This is a genomic window from Streptomyces sp. NPDC002499 (genome assembly GCF_053595415.1).
Genome location: NZ_JBSFXO010000007.1, coordinates 239,917 through 257,338 on the forward strand (window position 1 = coordinate 239,917; position 17,422 = coordinate 257,338).

Annotated in this window: 17 protein-coding genes; 6 read left to right on the forward strand and 11 right to left on the reverse strand. The window is 70.2% G+C overall.

Going from position 1 to position 17,422, the window contains the following annotated elements; translation table 11 throughout:
- Nucleotides 1–7 precede the first annotated feature (7 nt).
- The 7 genes from ACWD5F_RS21205 to ACWD5F_RS21235 form a co-directional block, all read right to left on the reverse strand.
- Nucleotides 8–1,195, reverse strand: a complete 1,188-nt coding sequence (locus ACWD5F_RS21205; RefSeq protein ID WP_451256287.1) for an acetylornithine transaminase — start codon at nt 1,193–1,195, stop codon at nt 8–10.
- Nucleotides 1,192–2,103 (reverse strand): acetylglutamate kinase, encoded by a 912-nt coding sequence (gene argB, locus ACWD5F_RS21210; protein WP_401725066.1) that lies wholly within the window; start codon nt 2,101–2,103, stop codon nt 1,192–1,194. Before argB ends, ACWD5F_RS21205 begins: the two co-directional genes overlap by 4 nt.
- On the reverse strand, nt 2,100–3,251 hold the full coding sequence (gene argJ / locus ACWD5F_RS21215; RefSeq protein WP_451256289.1) for a bifunctional glutamate N-acetyltransferase/amino-acid acetyltransferase ArgJ: 1,152 nt from the start codon (nt 3,249–3,251) through the stop codon (nt 2,100–2,102). The genes argB and argJ overlap by 4 nt, the downstream gene beginning before the upstream one ends.
- Nucleotides 3,248–4,276, reverse strand: coding sequence for an N-acetyl-gamma-glutamyl-phosphate reductase (gene argC, locus ACWD5F_RS21220; RefSeq protein ID WP_451256291.1), 1,029 nt, complete (start codon nt 4,274–4,276; stop codon nt 3,248–3,250). Before argC ends, argJ begins: the two co-directional genes overlap by 4 nt.
- A gap of 45 nt (nt 4,277–4,321) precedes the next feature.
- A complete protein-coding gene (locus tag ACWD5F_RS21225; RefSeq protein WP_451256293.1) occupies nt 4,322–4,735 on the reverse strand; it encodes a GtrA family protein in 414 nt (137 codons plus the stop codon).
- A 71-nt stretch (nt 4,736–4,806) separates the two neighbouring features.
- Nucleotides 4,807–5,784 carry a glycosyltransferase family 2 protein gene (locus tag ACWD5F_RS21230; RefSeq protein WP_401725055.1) on the reverse strand — a complete coding sequence of 326 codons (978 nt, stop codon included), beginning with the start codon at nt 5,782–5,784 and terminating at the stop codon, nt 4,807–4,809.
- 37 nt (nt 5,785–5,821) lie between these two features.
- Complete coding sequence (locus ACWD5F_RS21235) at nt 5,822–8,776, reverse strand: YfhO family protein (RefSeq protein WP_451256295.1); 2,955 nt, start codon at nt 8,774–8,776, stop codon at nt 5,822–5,824.
- A 203-nt stretch (nt 8,777–8,979) separates the two neighbouring features.
- On the opposite strand from ACWD5F_RS21235, the gene ACWD5F_RS21240 reads away from it, so the two are divergent.
- Nucleotides 8,980–9,432, forward strand: coding sequence for a carboxymuconolactone decarboxylase family protein (locus tag ACWD5F_RS21240; protein WP_451256297.1), 453 nt, complete (start codon nt 8,980–8,982; stop codon nt 9,430–9,432).
- On the opposite strand, the gene ACWD5F_RS21245 is transcribed toward ACWD5F_RS21240, so the two are convergent.
- Nucleotides 9,419–11,911 carry an alpha-L-arabinofuranosidase C-terminal domain-containing protein gene (locus ACWD5F_RS21245; protein WP_451256299.1) on the reverse strand — a complete coding sequence of 831 codons (2,493 nt, stop codon included), beginning with the start codon at nt 11,909–11,911 and terminating at the stop codon, nt 9,419–9,421. The two genes, ACWD5F_RS21240 and ACWD5F_RS21245, sit on opposite strands and share 14 nt — an antisense overlap.
- 157 nt (nt 11,912–12,068) lie before the next feature.
- On the opposite strand from ACWD5F_RS21245, the gene ACWD5F_RS21250 reads away from it, so the two are divergent.
- Nucleotides 12,069–12,320, forward strand: a complete 252-nt coding sequence (locus ACWD5F_RS21250; RefSeq protein ID WP_451256301.1) for a hypothetical protein — start codon at nt 12,069–12,071, stop codon at nt 12,318–12,320.
- A 2-nt stretch (nt 12,321–12,322) separates the two neighbouring features.
- Nucleotides 12,323–12,841 (forward strand): DUF6314 family protein, encoded by a 519-nt coding sequence (locus tag ACWD5F_RS21255; protein WP_451256303.1) that lies wholly within the window; start codon nt 12,323–12,325, stop codon nt 12,839–12,841.
- A 35-nt stretch (nt 12,842–12,876) separates the two neighbouring features.
- On the opposite strand, the gene ACWD5F_RS21260 is transcribed toward ACWD5F_RS21255, so the two are convergent.
- Nucleotides 12,877–13,470, reverse strand: a complete 594-nt coding sequence (locus tag ACWD5F_RS21260; RefSeq protein ID WP_401725043.1) for a histidine phosphatase family protein — start codon at nt 13,468–13,470, stop codon at nt 12,877–12,879.
- Nucleotides 13,471–13,577: 107 nt separating this feature from the next.
- A complete protein-coding gene (locus ACWD5F_RS21265) occupies nt 13,578–14,024 on the reverse strand; it encodes a GNAT family N-acetyltransferase (RefSeq protein ID WP_451256305.1) in 447 nt (148 codons plus the stop codon).
- 89 nt (nt 14,025–14,113) lie between these two features.
- Here ACWD5F_RS21265 and ACWD5F_RS21270 point away from each other — a divergent pair, with 89 nt between their 5' ends.
- Nucleotides 14,114–14,725 carry a DUF6461 domain-containing protein gene (locus ACWD5F_RS21270; RefSeq protein ID WP_451256306.1) on the forward strand — a complete coding sequence of 204 codons (612 nt, stop codon included), beginning with the start codon at nt 14,114–14,116 and terminating at the stop codon, nt 14,723–14,725.
- Here the strand turns inward: ACWD5F_RS21270 and ACWD5F_RS21275 are convergent.
- Nucleotides 14,722–16,170 carry an aminotransferase-like domain-containing protein gene (locus ACWD5F_RS21275; RefSeq protein WP_451256308.1) on the reverse strand — a complete coding sequence of 483 codons (1,449 nt, stop codon included), beginning with the start codon at nt 16,168–16,170 and terminating at the stop codon, nt 14,722–14,724. The genes ACWD5F_RS21270 and ACWD5F_RS21275 overlap by 4 nt on opposite strands.
- Here ACWD5F_RS21275 and ACWD5F_RS21280 point away from each other — a divergent pair.
- Together ACWD5F_RS21280 and ACWD5F_RS21285 are read left to right on the forward strand one after the other, a co-directional pair.
- A complete protein-coding gene (locus ACWD5F_RS21280; protein ID WP_451256310.1) occupies nt 16,169–17,104 on the forward strand; it encodes a DMT family transporter in 936 nt (311 codons plus the stop codon). The two genes, ACWD5F_RS21275 and ACWD5F_RS21280, sit on opposite strands and share 2 nt — an antisense overlap.
- A gap of 93 nt (nt 17,105–17,197) precedes the next feature.
- Nucleotides 17,198–17,392 (forward strand): DUF1918 domain-containing protein, encoded by a 195-nt coding sequence (locus tag ACWD5F_RS21285; protein ID WP_124002751.1) that lies wholly within the window; start codon nt 17,198–17,200, stop codon nt 17,390–17,392.
- The last annotated feature ends 30 nt before the right edge of the window (nt 17,393–17,422 follow it).

The window sequence follows — 17,422 nt, forward strand, 5'->3', positions numbered from 1 at the left end:
TCCCGGATCATCCGTCCCCGTGTGCCTCGTCCAGGACGCCGGGCAGCGCAGCGATCAGCGCGTCCACCTCGTCGTCGCGCAGATTCAGCGGTGGCATCAGCCGTACGACGTCGGGGGCGGGCGCGTTCACCAGGAAGCCGGCCTCCTGAGCCGCCTGCTGCACCTTGGGCGCGAGCGGCTCGGTGAGCACGATACCCAGGAGGAGGCCCGCGCCCCGGACATGGCCGATCACGGGATGGCCGAGCGACTCGATTCCGTCCCGCAACCTCTCGCTCTGCCGCTTGACGTTCTCCAGCAACCCCTCGTTCTCGATCGTGTCGAGGACGGCGAGTCCGGCGGCGCAGGCGACGGGGTTGCCGCCGAAGGTCGTGCCGTGGTGCCCCGGCTGGAGCAACTCCGCGGCGCGTCCGAAGGCGACGGTGGCGCCGAGCGGCAGCCCGCCGCCGAGCCCCTTGGCCAGCGTGACCACATCGGGCAGGACGCCGTCGTGGGCCTGGTACTCGAACCAGTGGCCGGTACGCCCGACGCCGGTCTGCACCTCGTCGAGGACCAGCAGCGATCCGGTGGCCGCGGTGATCGCGCGGGCTGCCTTGAGGTAGCCCGGCGGGGGCACCACGACGCCGTTCTCGCCCTGGATCGGTTCGATGACGACGATCGCGGTCTCCTCGGTGACCGCGGCGGCCAGCGCCTGCGCGTCGCCGTAGGGAACGTGGGTGACGTCACCGGGCAGCGGCAGGAAGGGCTCCTGCTTGCCGGGCTGGCCGGTGAGCGCGAGGGCGCCCATGGTGCGGCCGTGGAAGCCGCCCTCGGTGGCGACCATGTGCGGCCGGCCGGTCAGCCGGCCGATCTTGAAGGCGCCCTCGTTGGCCTCGGCGCCCGAGTTGCAGAAGTAGACCTTGCCGTCCCGGCCGAAGTGCTGGAGGAGCCGTTCGGCGAGGAGGACGGGCGGTTCGGCGATGAAGAGGTTGGAGACGTGGCCGAGGGAGGCGATCTGCCTGCTGACGGCCTCGACGATCGCCGGGTGGGCGTGGCCGAGCGCGTTGACCGCGATGCCGCCGACGAAGTCGAGGTACTCCTTGCCGTCGGCGTCCCACAGTTTGGCGCCCGCGCCGCGCACGAGGGGCAGTCGCGGGGTGCCGTAGTTGTTCATGAGCGAGCCCTGCCACCGCTCCGTCAACTCTTCGTTGGCGGTCATTCGGCGTCCCCCTCCTGCTCGTCGGCCACGACCATCGTGCCGATGCCCTCGTCGGTGAAGATCTCCAGCAGGATCGAGTGCTGGACCCGGCCGTCGATGACGCGGGCGGTGGTGACTCCGCCGCGCACGGCGTGCAGACAGCCCTCCATCTTCGGCACCATGCCGGAGCTCAACTCCGGCAGCAGCTTCTCCAGTTGGGAAGCGGTGAGGCGGCTGATCACCTCGTCGCTGTGCGGCCAGTCCTCGTAGAGGCCCTCGACGTCCGTGAGGACCATGAGGGTTTCGGCGCCCAGTGCCGCAGCGAGTGCCGCAGCCGCCGTATCAGCATTGACGTTGTAGACATGTCCGTCGTCCTCGGAACGGGCGATCGAGGAGATGACCGGGATCCGGCCGTCGGCGAGCAGTGCCTCGATCGCGCCCGTGTCGATCGCGGTGATCTCGCCCACCCGCCCGATGTCGACCAACTCGCCGTCGATCTCGGGCCGGTGCTTGGTGGCGGTGATGGTGTGCGCGTCCTCGCCGGTCAACCCCACGGCCAGCGGCCCGTGTTGGTTGAGCAGCCCGACGAGTTCGCGCTGGACCTGTCCGGCGAGCACCATGCGGACGACGTCCATGGCGTCCTCGGTGGTGACGCGCAGGCCGGCCTTGAACTCGCTGACGATGCCGTGCTTGTCGAGGGCGGCGCTGATCTGCGGGCCGCCGCCGTGCACGACGACGGGCTTGAGGCCCGCGTGGTGCAGGAACACGACGTCCTGGGCGAACGCGGCCTTGAGGTCCTCGTCGATCATGGCGTTGCCGCCGAACTTGATGACGACCGTCTTGCCGTTGTGCCGGACCAGCCAGGGCAGCGCCTCGATGAGGATCTGGGCCTTGGGCAGCGCGGTGTGCTTCCGGGTCACATTGCTCATGACGAGTACGCGCTGTTCTCGTGGACGTAGTCGGCGGTGAGGTCGTTGGTCCAGATGGTCGCGGTCTCGGAACCCGCGGCCAGGTCGGCGACGATGTGCACCTCGCGGTAGCGCATGTCGACCTTGTCGCGGTCCTCGCCGACCCCGCCGTTCTTGCAGACCCACACGCCGTTGATCGCGACGTTGAGCTGGTCCGGCTCGAAGACGGCCTTCGTCGTGCCGATCGCGGACAACACCCGCCCCCAGTTGGGGTCTTCGCCGTGGATCGCGCACTTGAGGAGGTTGTTGCGGGCGATGGAGCGGCCCACCTCGACGGCGTCGTCCTCGCTCGCGGCGTTGACGACCTCGACCTTGATGTCCTTGCTGGCACCCTCGGCGTCCCGGATCAGCTGCTGACCGAGGTCGTCACAGACGGCCCGGACAGCCTCCGCGAACTCCGCGTACTCAGGGGTGACTTCGGAGGCGCCCGAGGCGAGCAGCAGCACGGTGTCGTTGGTGGACATGCAGCCGTCGGAGTCGACCCGGTCGAAGGTCGTGCGCGTGGCGTCCCGAAGTGCCTTGTCCAGTACGTCGCTCTCGACGACCGCGTCCGTGGTGAGGACGACCAGCATGGTGGCGAGGCCGGGGGCGAGCATGCCGGCGCCCTTGGCCATGCCGCCGACGGTCCAGCCGTCCTTCGTGACCACGGCGGTCTTGTGGACGGAGTCGGTGGTCTTGATGGCGATGGCGGCCTTCTCGCCGCCGTGCGCGGAGAGTTGGGCGGCTGCGGCCTCAACTCCGGGGAGGAGCTTGTCCATCGGCAGCAGCAGCCCGATGAGTCCGGTCGAGGCGACGGCGACCTCGGCCGCGTTCAGCTCCAGCGTGTCGGCGACCTTCTCGGCCGTGGCGTGCGTGTCCTGGAAGCCCTTCGGCCCCGTACAGGCGTTGGCGCCACCGGAGTTGAGGACGACGGCGGAGACCTGGCCGCCCTTCAGCACCTGCTCGGACCAGAGCACCGGCGCGGCTTTGACGCGGTTGGAGGTGAAGACGCCCGCGGCGGCGAGGCGGGGCCCGTTGTTGACCACGAGGGCCAGGTCGGGGTTGCCGTTCTCCTTGATTCCGGCGGCGATGCCCGCGGCCGTGAATCCCTGTGCTGCCGTCACACTCACGGCGCGACTCCGATCGTCGTCAGCCCGGTGGACTCGTCGAGCCCGAGGGCGAGGTTCATGCTCTGCAGGGCACCGCCCGCGGTGCCCTTGGTCAGGTTGTCGATGGCGCTGATCGCGATGATCCGTCCCACGGCCTCGTCGTACGCGACCTGCACCTGAACGGCGTTGGAACCGTAGACGGACGCCGTGGCGGGCCACTGCCCCTCGGGCAGGAGGTGGACGAAGGGCTCGTCCGCGAAGGCCTTCTCGTAGGCGGCGCGGACGGACTCGGCGGTGACGCCGGGCTTCGCCTTCGCGGTGCAGGTGGCGAGGATGCCGCGGGGCATCGGCGCGAGCGTCGGCGTGAAGGAGACGGCGACCGGCTCCCCCGCCACCGCGCCGAGGTTCTGGATGATCTCGGGGGTGTGCCGGTGGCCGCCCCCGACGCCGTACGGCGACATGGACCCCATGACCTCGCTGCCCAGCAGGTGCGGCTTGGCCGCTTTGCCGGCGCCGGACGTGCCGGAGGCGGCGACGATCACGGCCTCGCTCTCGGCGAGCCCGGCGGCGTAGGCCGGGAAGAGGGCGAGGGAGACAGCGGTCGGGTAGCAACCGGGCACCGCGATGCGCTTGGACCCCTCCAACGCGGCGCGGGCGCCCGGCAGTTCGGGCAGGCCGTAGGGCCAGGTGCCGGCGTGCGGGGAGCCGTAGAACTTCTCCCAGTCGGCCGCGTCCGCGAGCCGGAAGTCGGCGCCCATGTCGACCACGAGCACGTCGGGGCCGAGCTGTTCGGCGACGGCGGCGGACTGGCCGTGGGGCAGGGCGAGGAAGACGACGTCGTGTCCGGCGAGGACGTCGGTGGTGGTCTCCTCGAGGACCCGGTCGGCCAGCGGCAGCAGATGCGGTTGGAGTGCGCCGAGTCTCTGTCCGGCGTTGGAGTTGCCGGTCAGGGCGCCGATCTCGACCTCGGGGTGCGCGAGGAGCAGTCGCAGGAGCTCGCCGCCCGCGTATCCACTCGCCCCGGCCACCGCCGCACGTACCGCCATGTCATCCTCCTCCTGGATGGCATGACTATACGTTTCGCTGCACGTTTATGCAATCCCGTCCGCTTCTGCCTGCCGCGCGGGGGCCTCCGCCTTCGACCCGGAGGTCTCCGCCTTCGGCAGCATGATCCGCCGCGAGACCACGAACGTCACCGGAATCGCCGCCAGCGAGGCGAGCAGCGGGGCGTAGCGGCTGTCGAGGTGCAGCAGGTCGACGAGGATGTAGACGCCCGCCGTCGTGACCACGAAATTGGCCGCATTCGTCAGCGGGAAGAGCAGGAATTTCCGCCAGGTCGGACGGGTCCGGTAAGTGAAGTGCGCGTTCAGGAAAAAGGATCCGGTCATGCTGATGGCCGTGGCGAGAATATGCGCCACCAGATAGGGAAAACGGGTGAGGAACACCAGGTACGGGCCGTAGTACGTGCCCGTGTTCACCACTCCGATCACGGCGAAGACGATCATCTGCCGTGACAGCAGACCCCGCGATCCGGCAGAACTCGACGGCGGGGAACTCGGCTTCAGGGAACTCTCCATCAGGGAATGAGGTCCTTCGTCCTGCCGTCCGTGGGGCAGTCCGTTGTCCGCTCCACGTTGCTCGCCTTCACCAGGAAGTGCGGGCGCCCCTTCACCTCGTAGTAGATCCGTCCGGTGTACTCGCCTATGACACCCAGCATGATCATCTGCACCCCCGCGACGCCGGTGACGGCGGTGATGATCGTGACATAACCGGGGGTCTGGACGCCATGGACGAGCGCGGCGACCACGATCCAGCCGGTGTAGAGACCGGCGCAGAGCAGCAGGCCCATGCCGAGGTAGAGGGCGGCGCGCAGCGGGCGGTTGTTGAAGGAGAGGAGGCCGTCGAGGCCGTAGTTGAGCAGGCCCTTGAAGGACCACGAGGTGCGTCCTGCCTCGCGGGCGGCGTTCTCGTACTCGAAGGTCGTGGCCGGGAAGCCGACCCATGCGAACAGGCCCTTGGAGAAGCGGTTGTACTCGGTGAGGTCCAGGACCGCGTCCACCACCCGGCGCGACATCAGCCTGAAGTCGCCTACGCCGTCGACGAGTTCGACGTCCATGAGCCGGTTGACGAACCGGTAGTAGAGGCGGGCGGTGAGGGTGCGGACCATGCCGTCGCCGGTGCGGGTACGGCGGGCGATGACCTGGTCGTAGCCCTCGGCGCGCAACTCCACCATGCGCTTGATGAGTTCGGGCGGGTGCTGGAGGTCCGCGTCCATGACGACGACACAGTCACCGGAGGCGTGCCGCAACCCGGCCAACAGCGCCGCTTCCTTGCCGAAGTTGCGGCTGAAGGAGACGTACCGCACGCGTTTGTCGAGCCCGGCCAGTCGCTCCAGGACCATGAGCGTGCGGTCGCGGCTGCCGTCGTCTATGTACACGAACTCCATGTCGTGGCCCAGTGGCAGCAGTTCCTCCGCGACCTTCTGGACCTGGTCGTGGAAGCGCTCGATGACGTCTTCCTCGTCGTAACACGGTGCGACGATCGAGATCAGCATGGACTTTCCCCCCTGGGAAACGGTCGCCGAGCGCGGGTCATGCGCTCGCCCGGTCTAGGTGTCTGGTGGTCGTGGGCGACAGGTCCTGCGGCCGAGCGGCCCGTCGTCGGCGGACGGCGCCGAGGACGCCGAGCAGGATCACGGTGAGCAGCGAGGCGCCTCCGACCGCGGTGCCAAGACGCAGCCCGGGCGGGTGGAAGGTGCAGGTCAGAGCGGTAGAGGAGCCGTCCAGCGGTACGGCGATCAGGCCGTGGTAGGCCTTGGCCGGTACGGCGGAGCCGGCCCCGACGGCACAGCGCCAGCCGGCGATGCGGGGAGCCGCCACGACAGCGATTCCGGTGCTGCCCGCCGGGAGTTCGGCCTTGACCGTGCCGTCGTCCACGCTCACCTTCGTGGCGCCGGTGGCCTTGAGGTGCTCCACGGCGGTGTGCAGCCGGGCGGTGTCCAGGCAGCCGACGGCACCTTCGGGGACACGGCTCGGCCGGCTGGGGGTCAGTTCGATCTTCAGCCGCCCGGAGGCCGGGGCGGTGCCGAGCGGCTGCATCGCCGCGATCTTGGCGCCGAGCGCGTCCGACCGGAACCGCCCGGTCGGCCCGTCGCCCAACTGCGCGGTGCCCGCGTAGTGCGGAGCCCACAGATAGACCTGGCTGCCGGCCGGGCAACTGGCCGTGATCGTCGGCCTGTTGGCGCCGCCCTTGGCGGGAAGGTCGACGAGCAGCCCGGGATGGGCGGCGTTTCCGACACGCGGCGGCTTTCCGCTGCTCGTGCGGACGGTGACATCGGGGACGGTGTAGACGCGGGCGGCGAGCACCAACTCCTGATTGCGGTACGGGGACGCCCCGAAGTCCGCCCGCGAGGACGCGTCGGACGGTCGTACCGTCACCAGCGGCGGTACGTCCTCGTGGGTCACGGTGGGCCCGGAGCCGTCCTGCGGGAACCAGTTCTGGTGCGGGTCGGGCAGGGAGTGCACCCGGGCGCCGACGGAGAAGATCGCGTCGGTGACGGCGTTGTCGAGGCTCTGGAGGCTGCGGCCCCGGGAGGTCCAGCCGTCGCCGAGCGCGGTGAGCGTACGGCTGAGGACGTCGGCGGTGAGGCTGCTGTAGTACTGGGCGCCCTGACCACCGACCAGAAGCGCGTCGTTGCCGACGGTCTGCTCCCGGCCCGGGTCGGTGCGGTAGTCGGGCCACCCGTCCGCCCGCGCGATCAGCGAGGCCTGCGTCTCCTGACGGTCCCCCCAGGGCGCGTAGTCGTCCATGGACCCGAGCCGCAGCCTGCTCGCCACGGCGGAGGTGGCGGCGGCCTCACCGAACTGACCACCGAAGAGCAGGACGAGGGCGAGGCCGGCGAGGAGGGTGCGGCGTCGGGCGGGCAGCGAGGGGAGGGATCTGTCGGCGAGCAGGTCGCGGCGTCGGGCGGCGGCTCGGATGCGATCGGCAGTCGATCGCATCCGGCCGTCCGAGGGAGCGGTGTCATCGGCGCCGGCCGGGAAGCCGGTCGGCGACCGGTCGCCGACCGGCACCGGGCCGTCGGCAGAGCCGGGCCCGTCGGGTCGATCCGGCCCGTCCGCAGGGCCCCTGTCTCCGGCTCCCGGGCGCACGCCCGCCGGGATTCGGGTCTCCGCACCGGCGACTTCGCCCGCCCGGCCAAGGCCTCGATCCCCGACACCCGTCCTCCCGTCCAGCCGCCCCAGCAGCGCGAGTCCCCCCACCGCTCCCACGACCGCGAGCCCCAGCACCAGCCATGTCACCGGGCGGACGAAATCGCTGCGGCTCGCGATCGCCGTGATCACAGCCAGCAGTCCGGCCGCCGCGCCAAGTGCACGCCAGTCCGGTGGGCCGTACGAGAGGGCGTGCCAGGCGGCGATCACCATCAGGGCGCAGAGCACGAAGGCCTGACGGTAGGCGCTGCCCTGTGGGGTGGCGAAGGCGTGCCAGACCAGGTGGGTGGGTTCCCACTGGAGCGACAGCGCCACCGCGGCGACCAGTGCCGTCCAGCCGCCGCGCACCCGGTGCGGGACCTTGCGGTGGAAGGGCAGGGCGAGGACGAGCAGCAGCGCGGTCGTGCCGACGTAGAGGGCGGGTGTGCCGAAGCTGTACGTCGTCGGGAGCAGGCGGGCCAGCATGTCCTTCGTGGCCACGGGTGTGAAGTGCACGACCCGGCCCGGGTAGGCGTGCTTGGTGCCGAAGTACACGACCGTGACCAGCGGGGCGGCCAGGCCTACGCCGAGGGCGACGGTGGCGGCGGCGCGGCCCGCCGTGGCGAACTTCTGCCACAACGGCAGTCCGGAGAGCCAGAGTTGGAGCAGCAGCACGAGGCCCGCGCCGATCGTGGCCATGTACGCGGTGTAGAAGTTGGCGATCCAGCCCACCGCCACGATCACCACACCCAGCAGCGGGCGCCTCCGGTGCCGCGTCCACTCGCCGACCAGGCAGAACAGCGGCAGCGCGACCAGGCCGTCCAGCCACATCGGGTTGTACGAGGCGACGGCCAAGCTCCAGCCGCACAGCGCGTACGAGGCACCGAGCAGCGCCGCCGCCCACCAGCGGCCGGGGCGCAGGGTGAGCAGCAGCCAGGCCATGGCCGCGCCGGCGGCGGCCGTCTTCGACACCGTGACGACGTACACCGCGAGGTCGATCTCATCGCGCGGGAACACGGCCACGAGCAGGGCGAACGGGCTGCTGAGGTAGGTGCCGAGGTCGGGCAGGAAGCTCGCGCCGTAGCCGGACTGCCAGTTGACGAGGAGGCCGCCGTCGGCGCGGCCGTGCAGCAGGTCCCACAGGTGCGCGTGGAAGGGGACGTACTGGTTGCCGAGGTCGTTGACGCTCCGCGTTCTCGGCCCGAAGGGGTAACTGCGCGCGACGACGTCCGCGGCGCAGAACACGGCGACGGTGACCAGCGCGGCGAGCAGGGCCGCGCGCTGTCTGGGCCGGGCCGGAAAGATGGTCCGTTTCACGCCACAGGAAAAGCCTGTGGACAGGGTCGAGCGATCCATCTTCGTTGCCCCCGCACGTCATTGATTCGCCGACTTAGACGGTCGGAGTTTCCGTTCGGTTGTTCCGTCGATGAAAAGTGCTGAAGGGAATTCTGGGAGCGGTCACGGTCTTACCGAAGAGGAAGTGAACATTCGGCAAATTAAAAACTCCCTCTGCATTATTCGGTGATGAACCCGCCGTTCTTTCTCCTACTGTCGAGAGCATGACGACCGACGCAGAGCAGCACCGCACGCCCGACGAACGCTTCGCCCACGGCCTGGAGATCCTGCGGGCGATCGACGGGGACGCGGGGCAGCGGGTCATCGACTCGCTGCAGGACATCAACCCGGACATGGCCCATCACATCGTCGCCTGGGGCTTCGGGGAGATCTACTCCCGGCCCGGACTCCCCCCACGCGACCGCCAGTTGGTGACGTTGGGCATGCTCACCGCGCTGGGCGGCTGCGAGCCCCAGCTGGAAGTGCACATCAACGCGTCCCTCAACGTGGGCCTGACACCGGAGGAGATCGTCGAGGCGCTGCTGCACTCGGCCGGCTACTGCGGCTTCCCGAAGGCCCTGAACGCGACCTTCGTGGCGAAGAAGGTCTTCGCCGAACGTGGGCTGCTGCCGCTCGACAAGCAGCCCACGGACGGTGAGAGCGCTACTTCTGCCTGATCCGCAGGAAGGTGACGGAGTTCGCCGGGAACGTATACGAGAAGGTGTCGGCGACCGAGCTGAAGGTGGACGTCACCGGGGCGACCGGAGTGGCCGTCTCGGTGTTCACCGCGTCCGGCGCGGCGGCGAGGGTGGTCACCCGGGCCTTCTTGGCGACCTTCGCCCCGCCCAGGTCGATCGCCGTACGGGCCGCCGACGCCTGGGCGTTGACCACCTTCACGATCAGATCGCCGGTCCTGTGGTCCTTGGTGACGACCTGCCGGAAGGGCTCGGCCGGCTTGTCGTCGGTGAAGCTGCCCCACTCCTGGCCGTCGAGGTAGAGGGTGACCTGGCGGCCCCGCACCTTGATGTCGATGTCGTAGGCGCGGCCGGTCTCGATGCTGCCCGCCTTGGAGATCAGCGTCGACTTGCCGCCGTCCACGGCCTGTTCGACCGCGCTCTGGGTGTTGTTCCAGCCGCCCAGGTTCCACCAGTAGTAGTTCCCGGTGTCCTTGACGCCGAAGGCGACCAGGAAGCCCTCCCGGCCGGACTTCTTGGTGGCCTTCACCCGCAGGTCGTAGTCGTGCCAACTCGGGTCACCGGCCGACACCATGGTGTTCTCGGCGGCCTCGGTGGTCTGCACGTACTGACCGTCCTGCACCGCCCAACTCCCGCTGCCCGTATGGGTCCACTGCGACGCGTCACCGGAGAAGTCGTCGCTCAGCAGGGTGTTGCCGTCGGCGTCGGTGACCTTCACATCGTCGTACGCGGCGGTCGTGTTCCACGTCGACAGGCCGACGGCACCGCTGATCGGGCCGGTGAGCGAGGGCGTGCCGGTGGCCGTGGAGGGGACGACCCGGTCGCCGACGTTGGTCATGAACAGCTTCTGGACCTCGTAGTCGGCCGAGCCCCAGGAGGCGTGGTTGTTGAACCACACCATGTCGGGGCGCCACTGCACATAGTCCTCGTTGGCGAACAGCGGGGCGTAGGAGGCGAGTTTCACGACGTCTGCGTTGCGTTCCAGGCCGGTCATGTACGCGGCTTCGGCGAGGCCGTTCTTGAAAGCGTTGCCCTGAGAGGCGTACTCGCCGAGGAAGACCTTGGGGCCCGTGCGGCTGTAGGAGTCGTAGCGGTCGTTGTTCTGCAGGAACCACTGCGGGCTGTTGTAGTAGTGCTCGTCGACCATGTCGACGTTCGCGTCCCGGTTGAGCTGCCAGGCGGTGTCGAAGGTCGAACCGGCGTCGTCCGGGCCGGAGTTGGAGATCACCGTCATGTACGGGTACTTGGCGTCGATCGCTTCCCGGAACCGCTGGAAGCGGGCGAAGAACTCGACGGGCAGGTTCTCCTCGTTGCCGACCTCGATGTGGGTGAGGTGGAAGGGCTTCGGGTGCCCCATCCGGGCGCGGATCTTCCCCCACTTCGACGTCACCGGGCCGTTGGCGAACTCGATCAGGTCGAGGGTGTCCTGGATGTGCCGCTGGAGCAATGCGTCGTCGTCGACAGCCTTGTTCTGGCCGCAGCCGGTCACCAGCGCCGGCACGACGGGCAGCGGCATGGCGCCGATGTCCTCGGCGAGGCGGAAGTACTCGTAGTAGCCGAGGCCGTAACTCTGGTTGTAGCCCCAGAAGTTGGAGTTGGTGGCCCGCGTCTCGACCGGGCCGACGGTGTCCTTCCACTGGTACGAGCGCTTGCGCTGATAGCCGGAGGCTTCGCTGTAGTCCTGCATGGAACCGGTGTTGACCAGGCAGCCGCCGGGGAAGCGCACGAAGCCCGGGTGCAGGGCGGCGATCTTCTCGGCGAGGTCCTTCCGCAGGCCGTTGGGCTCGTGCTTGTAGGTGTCGCGCGGGAAGAGGGACACCATGTCGAGGGCCACCGCGTCGGAGGCGGCGACGGCGAGACGGCCGGTGGAGCTGGTGCGGGTGGCGGTGAAGGTCGCCCTGTACTGGGCCCAGCCGCCCTTGACGGCCACCTGCCGGGCGTCGGCGAGGGACCCGTCCGCATCGCCGAGGGCAACACTCAGGCCGGTTCCTGCCTCCGCCCGCGCCCACACCGAGAAGTCGTACTTCTTGCCCGCCTCGACGCGGACGCCGGTGTTGTAGCCCGCGTTCGTGACCGACGAACCGGCGCCCAGGGAAAGGTAGTTGCGGTTGCGGGCGTTGAGCCGCCCGTCGTCGTTCACCACCTGCGCGGCACCGGCGACCGTCCAGGAGGTCAGCGGGGTGTACGTCCTGTTGTCGTCGGTGGAGTACTCGAAGGACCGGTTCTGCACGAGTTCGGCGTACAGCCCGCCGTCGGCGGCGCGGTTGATGTCCTCGAAGAAGACGCCATACATCGTGTCGTCGATCCTCGCGCCCTTGGCGGTGGGGTCGACGGTGATCGCGTAGTCGGTGACGTCGTCGGCTTGGGCGGGCGTGGGAGCGGCCGGGACCAGACCGACGGCCAGCAGGAAGGCACTGGCACCCAGACCGAGTCTCAGGCGGGTGCGGGCGGTGCGTGACATGGATACTCCGCGGCTCTTGAAGGTGTTCGAGGTGTTCGATATATCGGACGTTGGTCAACACTTCGAACGGGAAGATAGGGAAGGGGCATGAGCGCGTCAATGGGGCCCGGGATCGAGAACTTTCGAGACGTGAAGGCCGGGACGTAGGGTCGAAGGCATGCATGCGCTGTGGCCCTACCTGATCGCCGTCGGCTGCCTGGCCCTGGTCCTCGGGTTCCTCACCTGGGCGGCACGCTGGATCCGGCGCCGCGGCTCCGGTGGCGGAGGTGTCGGCGGGGCGCTGGCCGCGTACGAGGAGGCCTTCCGCGCGACGAGTCACACGGCGTACCAGGAGATCCGGGCCGAGGCCGGGCGCAAGGACCCCTTGGAGTCCCCGGATTGGCTGCGCCGACTGCGGAAGAGGCGTTGAGGATGGGTGAGTTCTGGCCCGTGCCGGACGTGCTGGCGCATCTGGCCGGGCGGTGGCGGGTGGAGCGGTCGGTGCGGGATCTCGTGAGCGGGGACGAGGGGCGCTTCGAGGGGGCCACCGTGTTCGGGCCGATGCCGGAGGGCGGACTGCGGGAAGGTGGCCTACTGGATGGCGGGCTGCCGGAAGGCCGCCTACTGGATGGCGGGCTGTTGGATGGCGGGTTGCTGCACGAGGAGTCCGGCACGTTCACCTGGCAGGACGTGGCGCGGCCTGCCGAGCGGACGTTGAGGTTTCTGCCGGGGACGGCACCGGGGACGGCGGACGTGCGCTTCGCCGACGGGCGGCCCTTTCACCAACTGGACCTGAGCAGCGGGCGGTACATCGCCGACCATCCGTGCGCGGCCGACCTCTACCGGGGCGAGTTCACCGTCCTGGACGCGGACCACTGGCGGACGGTGTGGCGGGTGGGCGGTCCGGCCAAGGACCTGGTGCTGATCACGGACTACACGCGCGAGGGCTGAGCGCCGACCGCTCCCACGTGAGGGCTACGCGCCGGCTACGCCTGTGACGGCTGCGTCGGCACCCCGTCGAACCGAAGGTTCCAGCGCCCCGCGTGGCCCGTGAACGTGATCGTCGACAGCGGGCGTACGTCGATGTTCCAGTACGTCGCCGGCGGCGCCTTCAGGACGTACACCAACGCGGCGCGGATGACGGACGGTTCGGCGACGGCGACGATACGGCCGCGGTCCTCGACGGGCCGGGTGTCGAGCCAGTTGCCGACGCGGGAGATGAAGTCCAGGAGGGACTCGCCGCCGTGCGGTGTCGACCGCGGGTCGGCGAGCCAGGCGTCCACCAGGGCCGGCTCCCGGGCCATCGCCTCGCCCAGCGTCAGCCCCCGCCAGCGGCCCATGTCGCAGTCCCGCAGCGCGAGTTGGACGAGCGGGGCGTAGCCGAGGCCCTCGCCGGTGGAACGACTGCGGGGAGTGGGCGAGCAGTAGCGCAGTTCGGCGACCGAGAGCGGCACCAGGTCATGGGCGGCGCGCTGTACCTCGCCCCATCCGGCCTGGTCGAGCGGTCGGTCGTCCTCGAAGCGTTCGGCGAGCAGCGGGGAGCTGCGCGCCGCGGCGACGAACGTGACCCGAAGTTGCATGCCGTGATCGTCAGTCTGGAAAGTACGCAGGTCAAGGGGTGTCGGCCGGGAGTTACCCAAAGTACGCGAGGCCTCACTTCACGGTGTGGACCTGGCGGACAATCGCCTCAAACCTCCGGCTGGAGCAGCAGCGCCATCCAGCGCTCGGGGTGGGGCAGGGCCTGGAAGCCGACCTTCTCGTAGACCCCGTGGGCGTCCGCCGTGGCGAGCAGGATGCGGCGCAGGCCGTACGGCTGGAGGTGGTCGCGGACGGCGGCGACCAGCGCGGTACCGATGCTCTTGCCGCGCACCGAGGGGTCGACGTACACGTCGCACAGCCAGGCGAAGGTCGCGCGGTCGGTGAGGACCCGGGCGTACGCCACCTGCTCCCCCGAAGCCGCCTCGTACACACCGAAGTTCAGCGATCCCTCGATCGCCCGGTCCTGCTTCTCACGCGGCCGGCCGAGGGCCCAGTACGCGTCGGTGGACAGCCAGCGGTGCACGCGGTCGGCGTCGAGACGGTCGCGGTCGGTGGAGATCTCGTAGCCGTCGGGGAGGCCAGGGGTGTCAGTCATGGCGGGAGATTCGCAGGCCGGGGGTGGGTTGTCGAGCGGGTTTCGATGGGCGGACGGGCGTTGTCAGTGGCGGCTGGCATGCTCCCCGCATGACCTCCTGGACGACGACCGCGGACTACGCGTGGCTCAACGAGCGGTACCCGTACCTGATGGTGGCCTACTGCGCCACGCTGGTCCGAGACCTCACTCCGGAGGAGTTGCTGGCGCGGCTCGGCGCCGAGCCCGAGATGCGGATCACGGGAGTCGCCGAGCTGGGCGATCCGTCGTACGCGGCAATCGGCCAGGACGGGCAGTTCGTCGGGGTCGCGGCCGTCGGAGACTGGTCCCTGATGATCGAGCACAACGGATATCTCGGGGTCAGGCCCGAGGTGATGCGGCCCATTTCGCGCGGGCGCACGGTGGTCTCCCACTACTGCAACGTCAACGCGGTGGACCACTTCTACTGGTTCGACGACGAGGACATCCGTCTGCACTTCCAGCCGATGTTCGCGCAGACCCGCTACGGGAGCCGTCCGGACGAACTCCTCGTGGAAATGCGCGAGTCGGGCTTCGACTTGAGCGATGACGACGACCGCGACTACAGCGGACACACTGAGGCGTCCTTCGCTCTCGCCCACCGCCTCACGGGCATCCGCCTCACACCGGACCTCTTCGACTCCGCCCGCTTCCTCTGCGGCCTGGCACAAGTCCCCCGCGCCTAGGACCCGTTGCCCTGCTCGACCTCCACCCACGCCGCCCGCAACCGCCGTACCCCCTCCACGATCTCCCCCACCCCAGCCACCGCGGCAAAGCTCAACCGGACGTACGCCGCCGGAGGCTCCGCGCTGAAGTACGGGCGACCGGGGGTGATGGCCACGCCCGCCCGCAGGGCCGCCGAGGTGAAGGCCAACTCGTCCGTGCCGTCAGGAAGGCGGAGCCAGAGGTGGTAGCCGCCCGACGGGATGTGTGGGAGGGCCAGTTCGGGGAGGTCGAGGTGGAGGGCCGCGGTCATCGTGTCGCGGCGGGTCTTCAACTCCCCCGAGATCGCCCGCAGATGACGCGGCCAGGCGGGCGAGCCGACGAGTTCCAGAGCCGCCTCCTGGAGCGGGCGGGGGACGAAGAAGGTGTCGACGATCTGGATGGCGCGCAGCCGTTCCAGGACCGGACCCCGCGCGGCCAGCGCGCTCACCCGGAAGCTCGGCGAGGTCGCCTTGGTGAGGGAGCCGACGTGGACGACGACACCGTCGGGATCGGCCGCGGCGAGCGGGCTCGGCAGCGGCCCCGCGTCCTCGTGCACCAGCCGTCGTACGAAGTCGTCCTCCACGACGAACGCGCCGGACTCGCGGGCGATCCGCAGCACTTCGGGCCGGCGTTCGGGAGCGAGGACCGCGCCCGTCGGGTTCTGGAACAGCGGCTGGCAGACGAACACCCGCGCGCCGGTGGCCCGGAAGGCGTCGGCGAGCAGCTCCGGGCGGACGCCGTCCGCGTCGACCGGGACGGGGACCGGGCGCAGACCCGCCGCCCGGGCGATCGCCAACATGCCCGGGTAGGTGGGTGATTCGACCAGGACGGGCGCGCCCGGCGGAGCGAGCGCACGCAGAGCCGTGGTCAGCGCGGACTGGCCGCCGGACGTGACGAGCACCTCGGCCGCGCTGACCGCGCCGCCGATATCGCGAGCGAACCACTCCCGCAGCTCCGGCAGCCCCTCCACCGGAGGCCGCCCCCACGCGCCGGGGCGACGGCCGGCCCGGGACAGCGCGGCGGCCATCGCGCGCTCCGGCTGGAGGGAGGGATGCAGATAGCCGCCGGTGAACTCGACGACCCCGGGCGGTGGCGCGGCGAGCGTGGCCAGGACGCCGGACGCGTCCACCGTGCGCGGTACGTGGTCGGCGGCGCTGTCGGCGCTCAGCACCACCTCCTGCCAGGACGTGTCCCCGGCGGGGGCGGTCGCGGCCCGCGTCCGGGCCCGGAAGGCACCGGCTCCCGGCCGGGTGACCACCAGACCCTCGGCGGCCAGCTGGGCCAGGGCCCGCGAGACCGTCACCGGGCTGACCCGGAACCGCTCGACGAGGCTGCGGCTCGACGGGAGCTTTCCACCCGGCGAGTAGCGGTCGAGCTCCTGCCGCAGCTGATTCGCCAGTTCACCGACACTGCTACGCTCTTGCATGAGAGCACAGAGTAGCGCTACCGCATCCAAACGGATAACGGTCAGCGGCCCCCAGAGCACCGAGACGGCCGCCGAGTCGACCACCGCCGGCACCCTCCTGGCCGCCCTCGGCGTCGTCTCCTTCTCCCTGACCTTCCCCGCCACCGCCTGGGGCCTGGAGAGCTTCGGCCCCTGGGCGCTGGTCGCGGTGCGCAGTGTGCTCGCGGCACTCATCGCGGGCGGCTGTCTGCTGGCGCTGCGGGTCCGGGCGCCGGAGCGCCGGCACTGGGCGGGCCTGGCCATCGTGGCCGCCGGTGTCGTCATCGGCTTCCCGCTGCTGACCACGCTCGCTCTGCAGACCTCGACCACCGCGCACGCGGCCGTCGTCGTGGGCCTGCTCCCGCTCACCACCGCGCTGTTCTCCGCCCTGCGCATGGGCACCCGCCCCTCCCGCACCTTCTGGACGGCGGCCCTCGCGGGCGCAGCCGCGGTGCTCGCCTTCACCGTGCAGCAGAGCGGCGGTGCGCTGAGCAGCGCCGACCTGTACCTCTTCGGCGCGCTCCTGGTCTGCGCGGCCGGCTACACCGAGGGCGGGCGGCTGGCCCGGGTCATGCCCGGCTGGCAGGTCATCGGCTGGGCGCTGGTGTTGTGTCTGCCGCTCACCGTGCCGGGCGCGATCGTCGCGCTGTCGTTCGAGCCGGTGCACCTCACCGCGCACGGCGTGGCCGGACTGCTGTGGGTGGCCGCGGGCTCGCAGTTCCTCGGCCTGGTCGTCTGGTACCGGGGCATGGCCGCGATCGGCATCCCCAAGGCCAGCCAACTCCAGCTGGCCCAGCCGCTGTTGACGCTGGTGTGGTCGGTGCTGCTGCTGGGCGAACACCTCCCGGTGGCCGCCCCCGTGACGGCCGCGGCGGTGCTCGTCTGCATCGCCGTCACCCAGCGGTCCCGGGGCTGACGGACCCGTACGGGCAGGTACCGACGGGAGCCCCGCGCCGTAGACTCGAAGCCCCGGACCGCTGCTCCCACACGTGGTGAGGAGACCCGACAGATGCGTGCAACCATCGGTGACCGGCTTGTCCAGCACGGCAGGGTGGTCGGCCAACACGACAGGATCGGCGAGATCGTCGAGGTGCTCGGTGCGGAGGGCAACCCGCCCTACCGCGTCCGCTTCGAGGACGGCCACGAGGGCGTGTGCTCGCCCGGCCCCGACACGGAGATCCGGCACAAGGAGATGTTGCAGTAGCCCAGGGCGCGCCCTTCCCCTGTTGCTCAG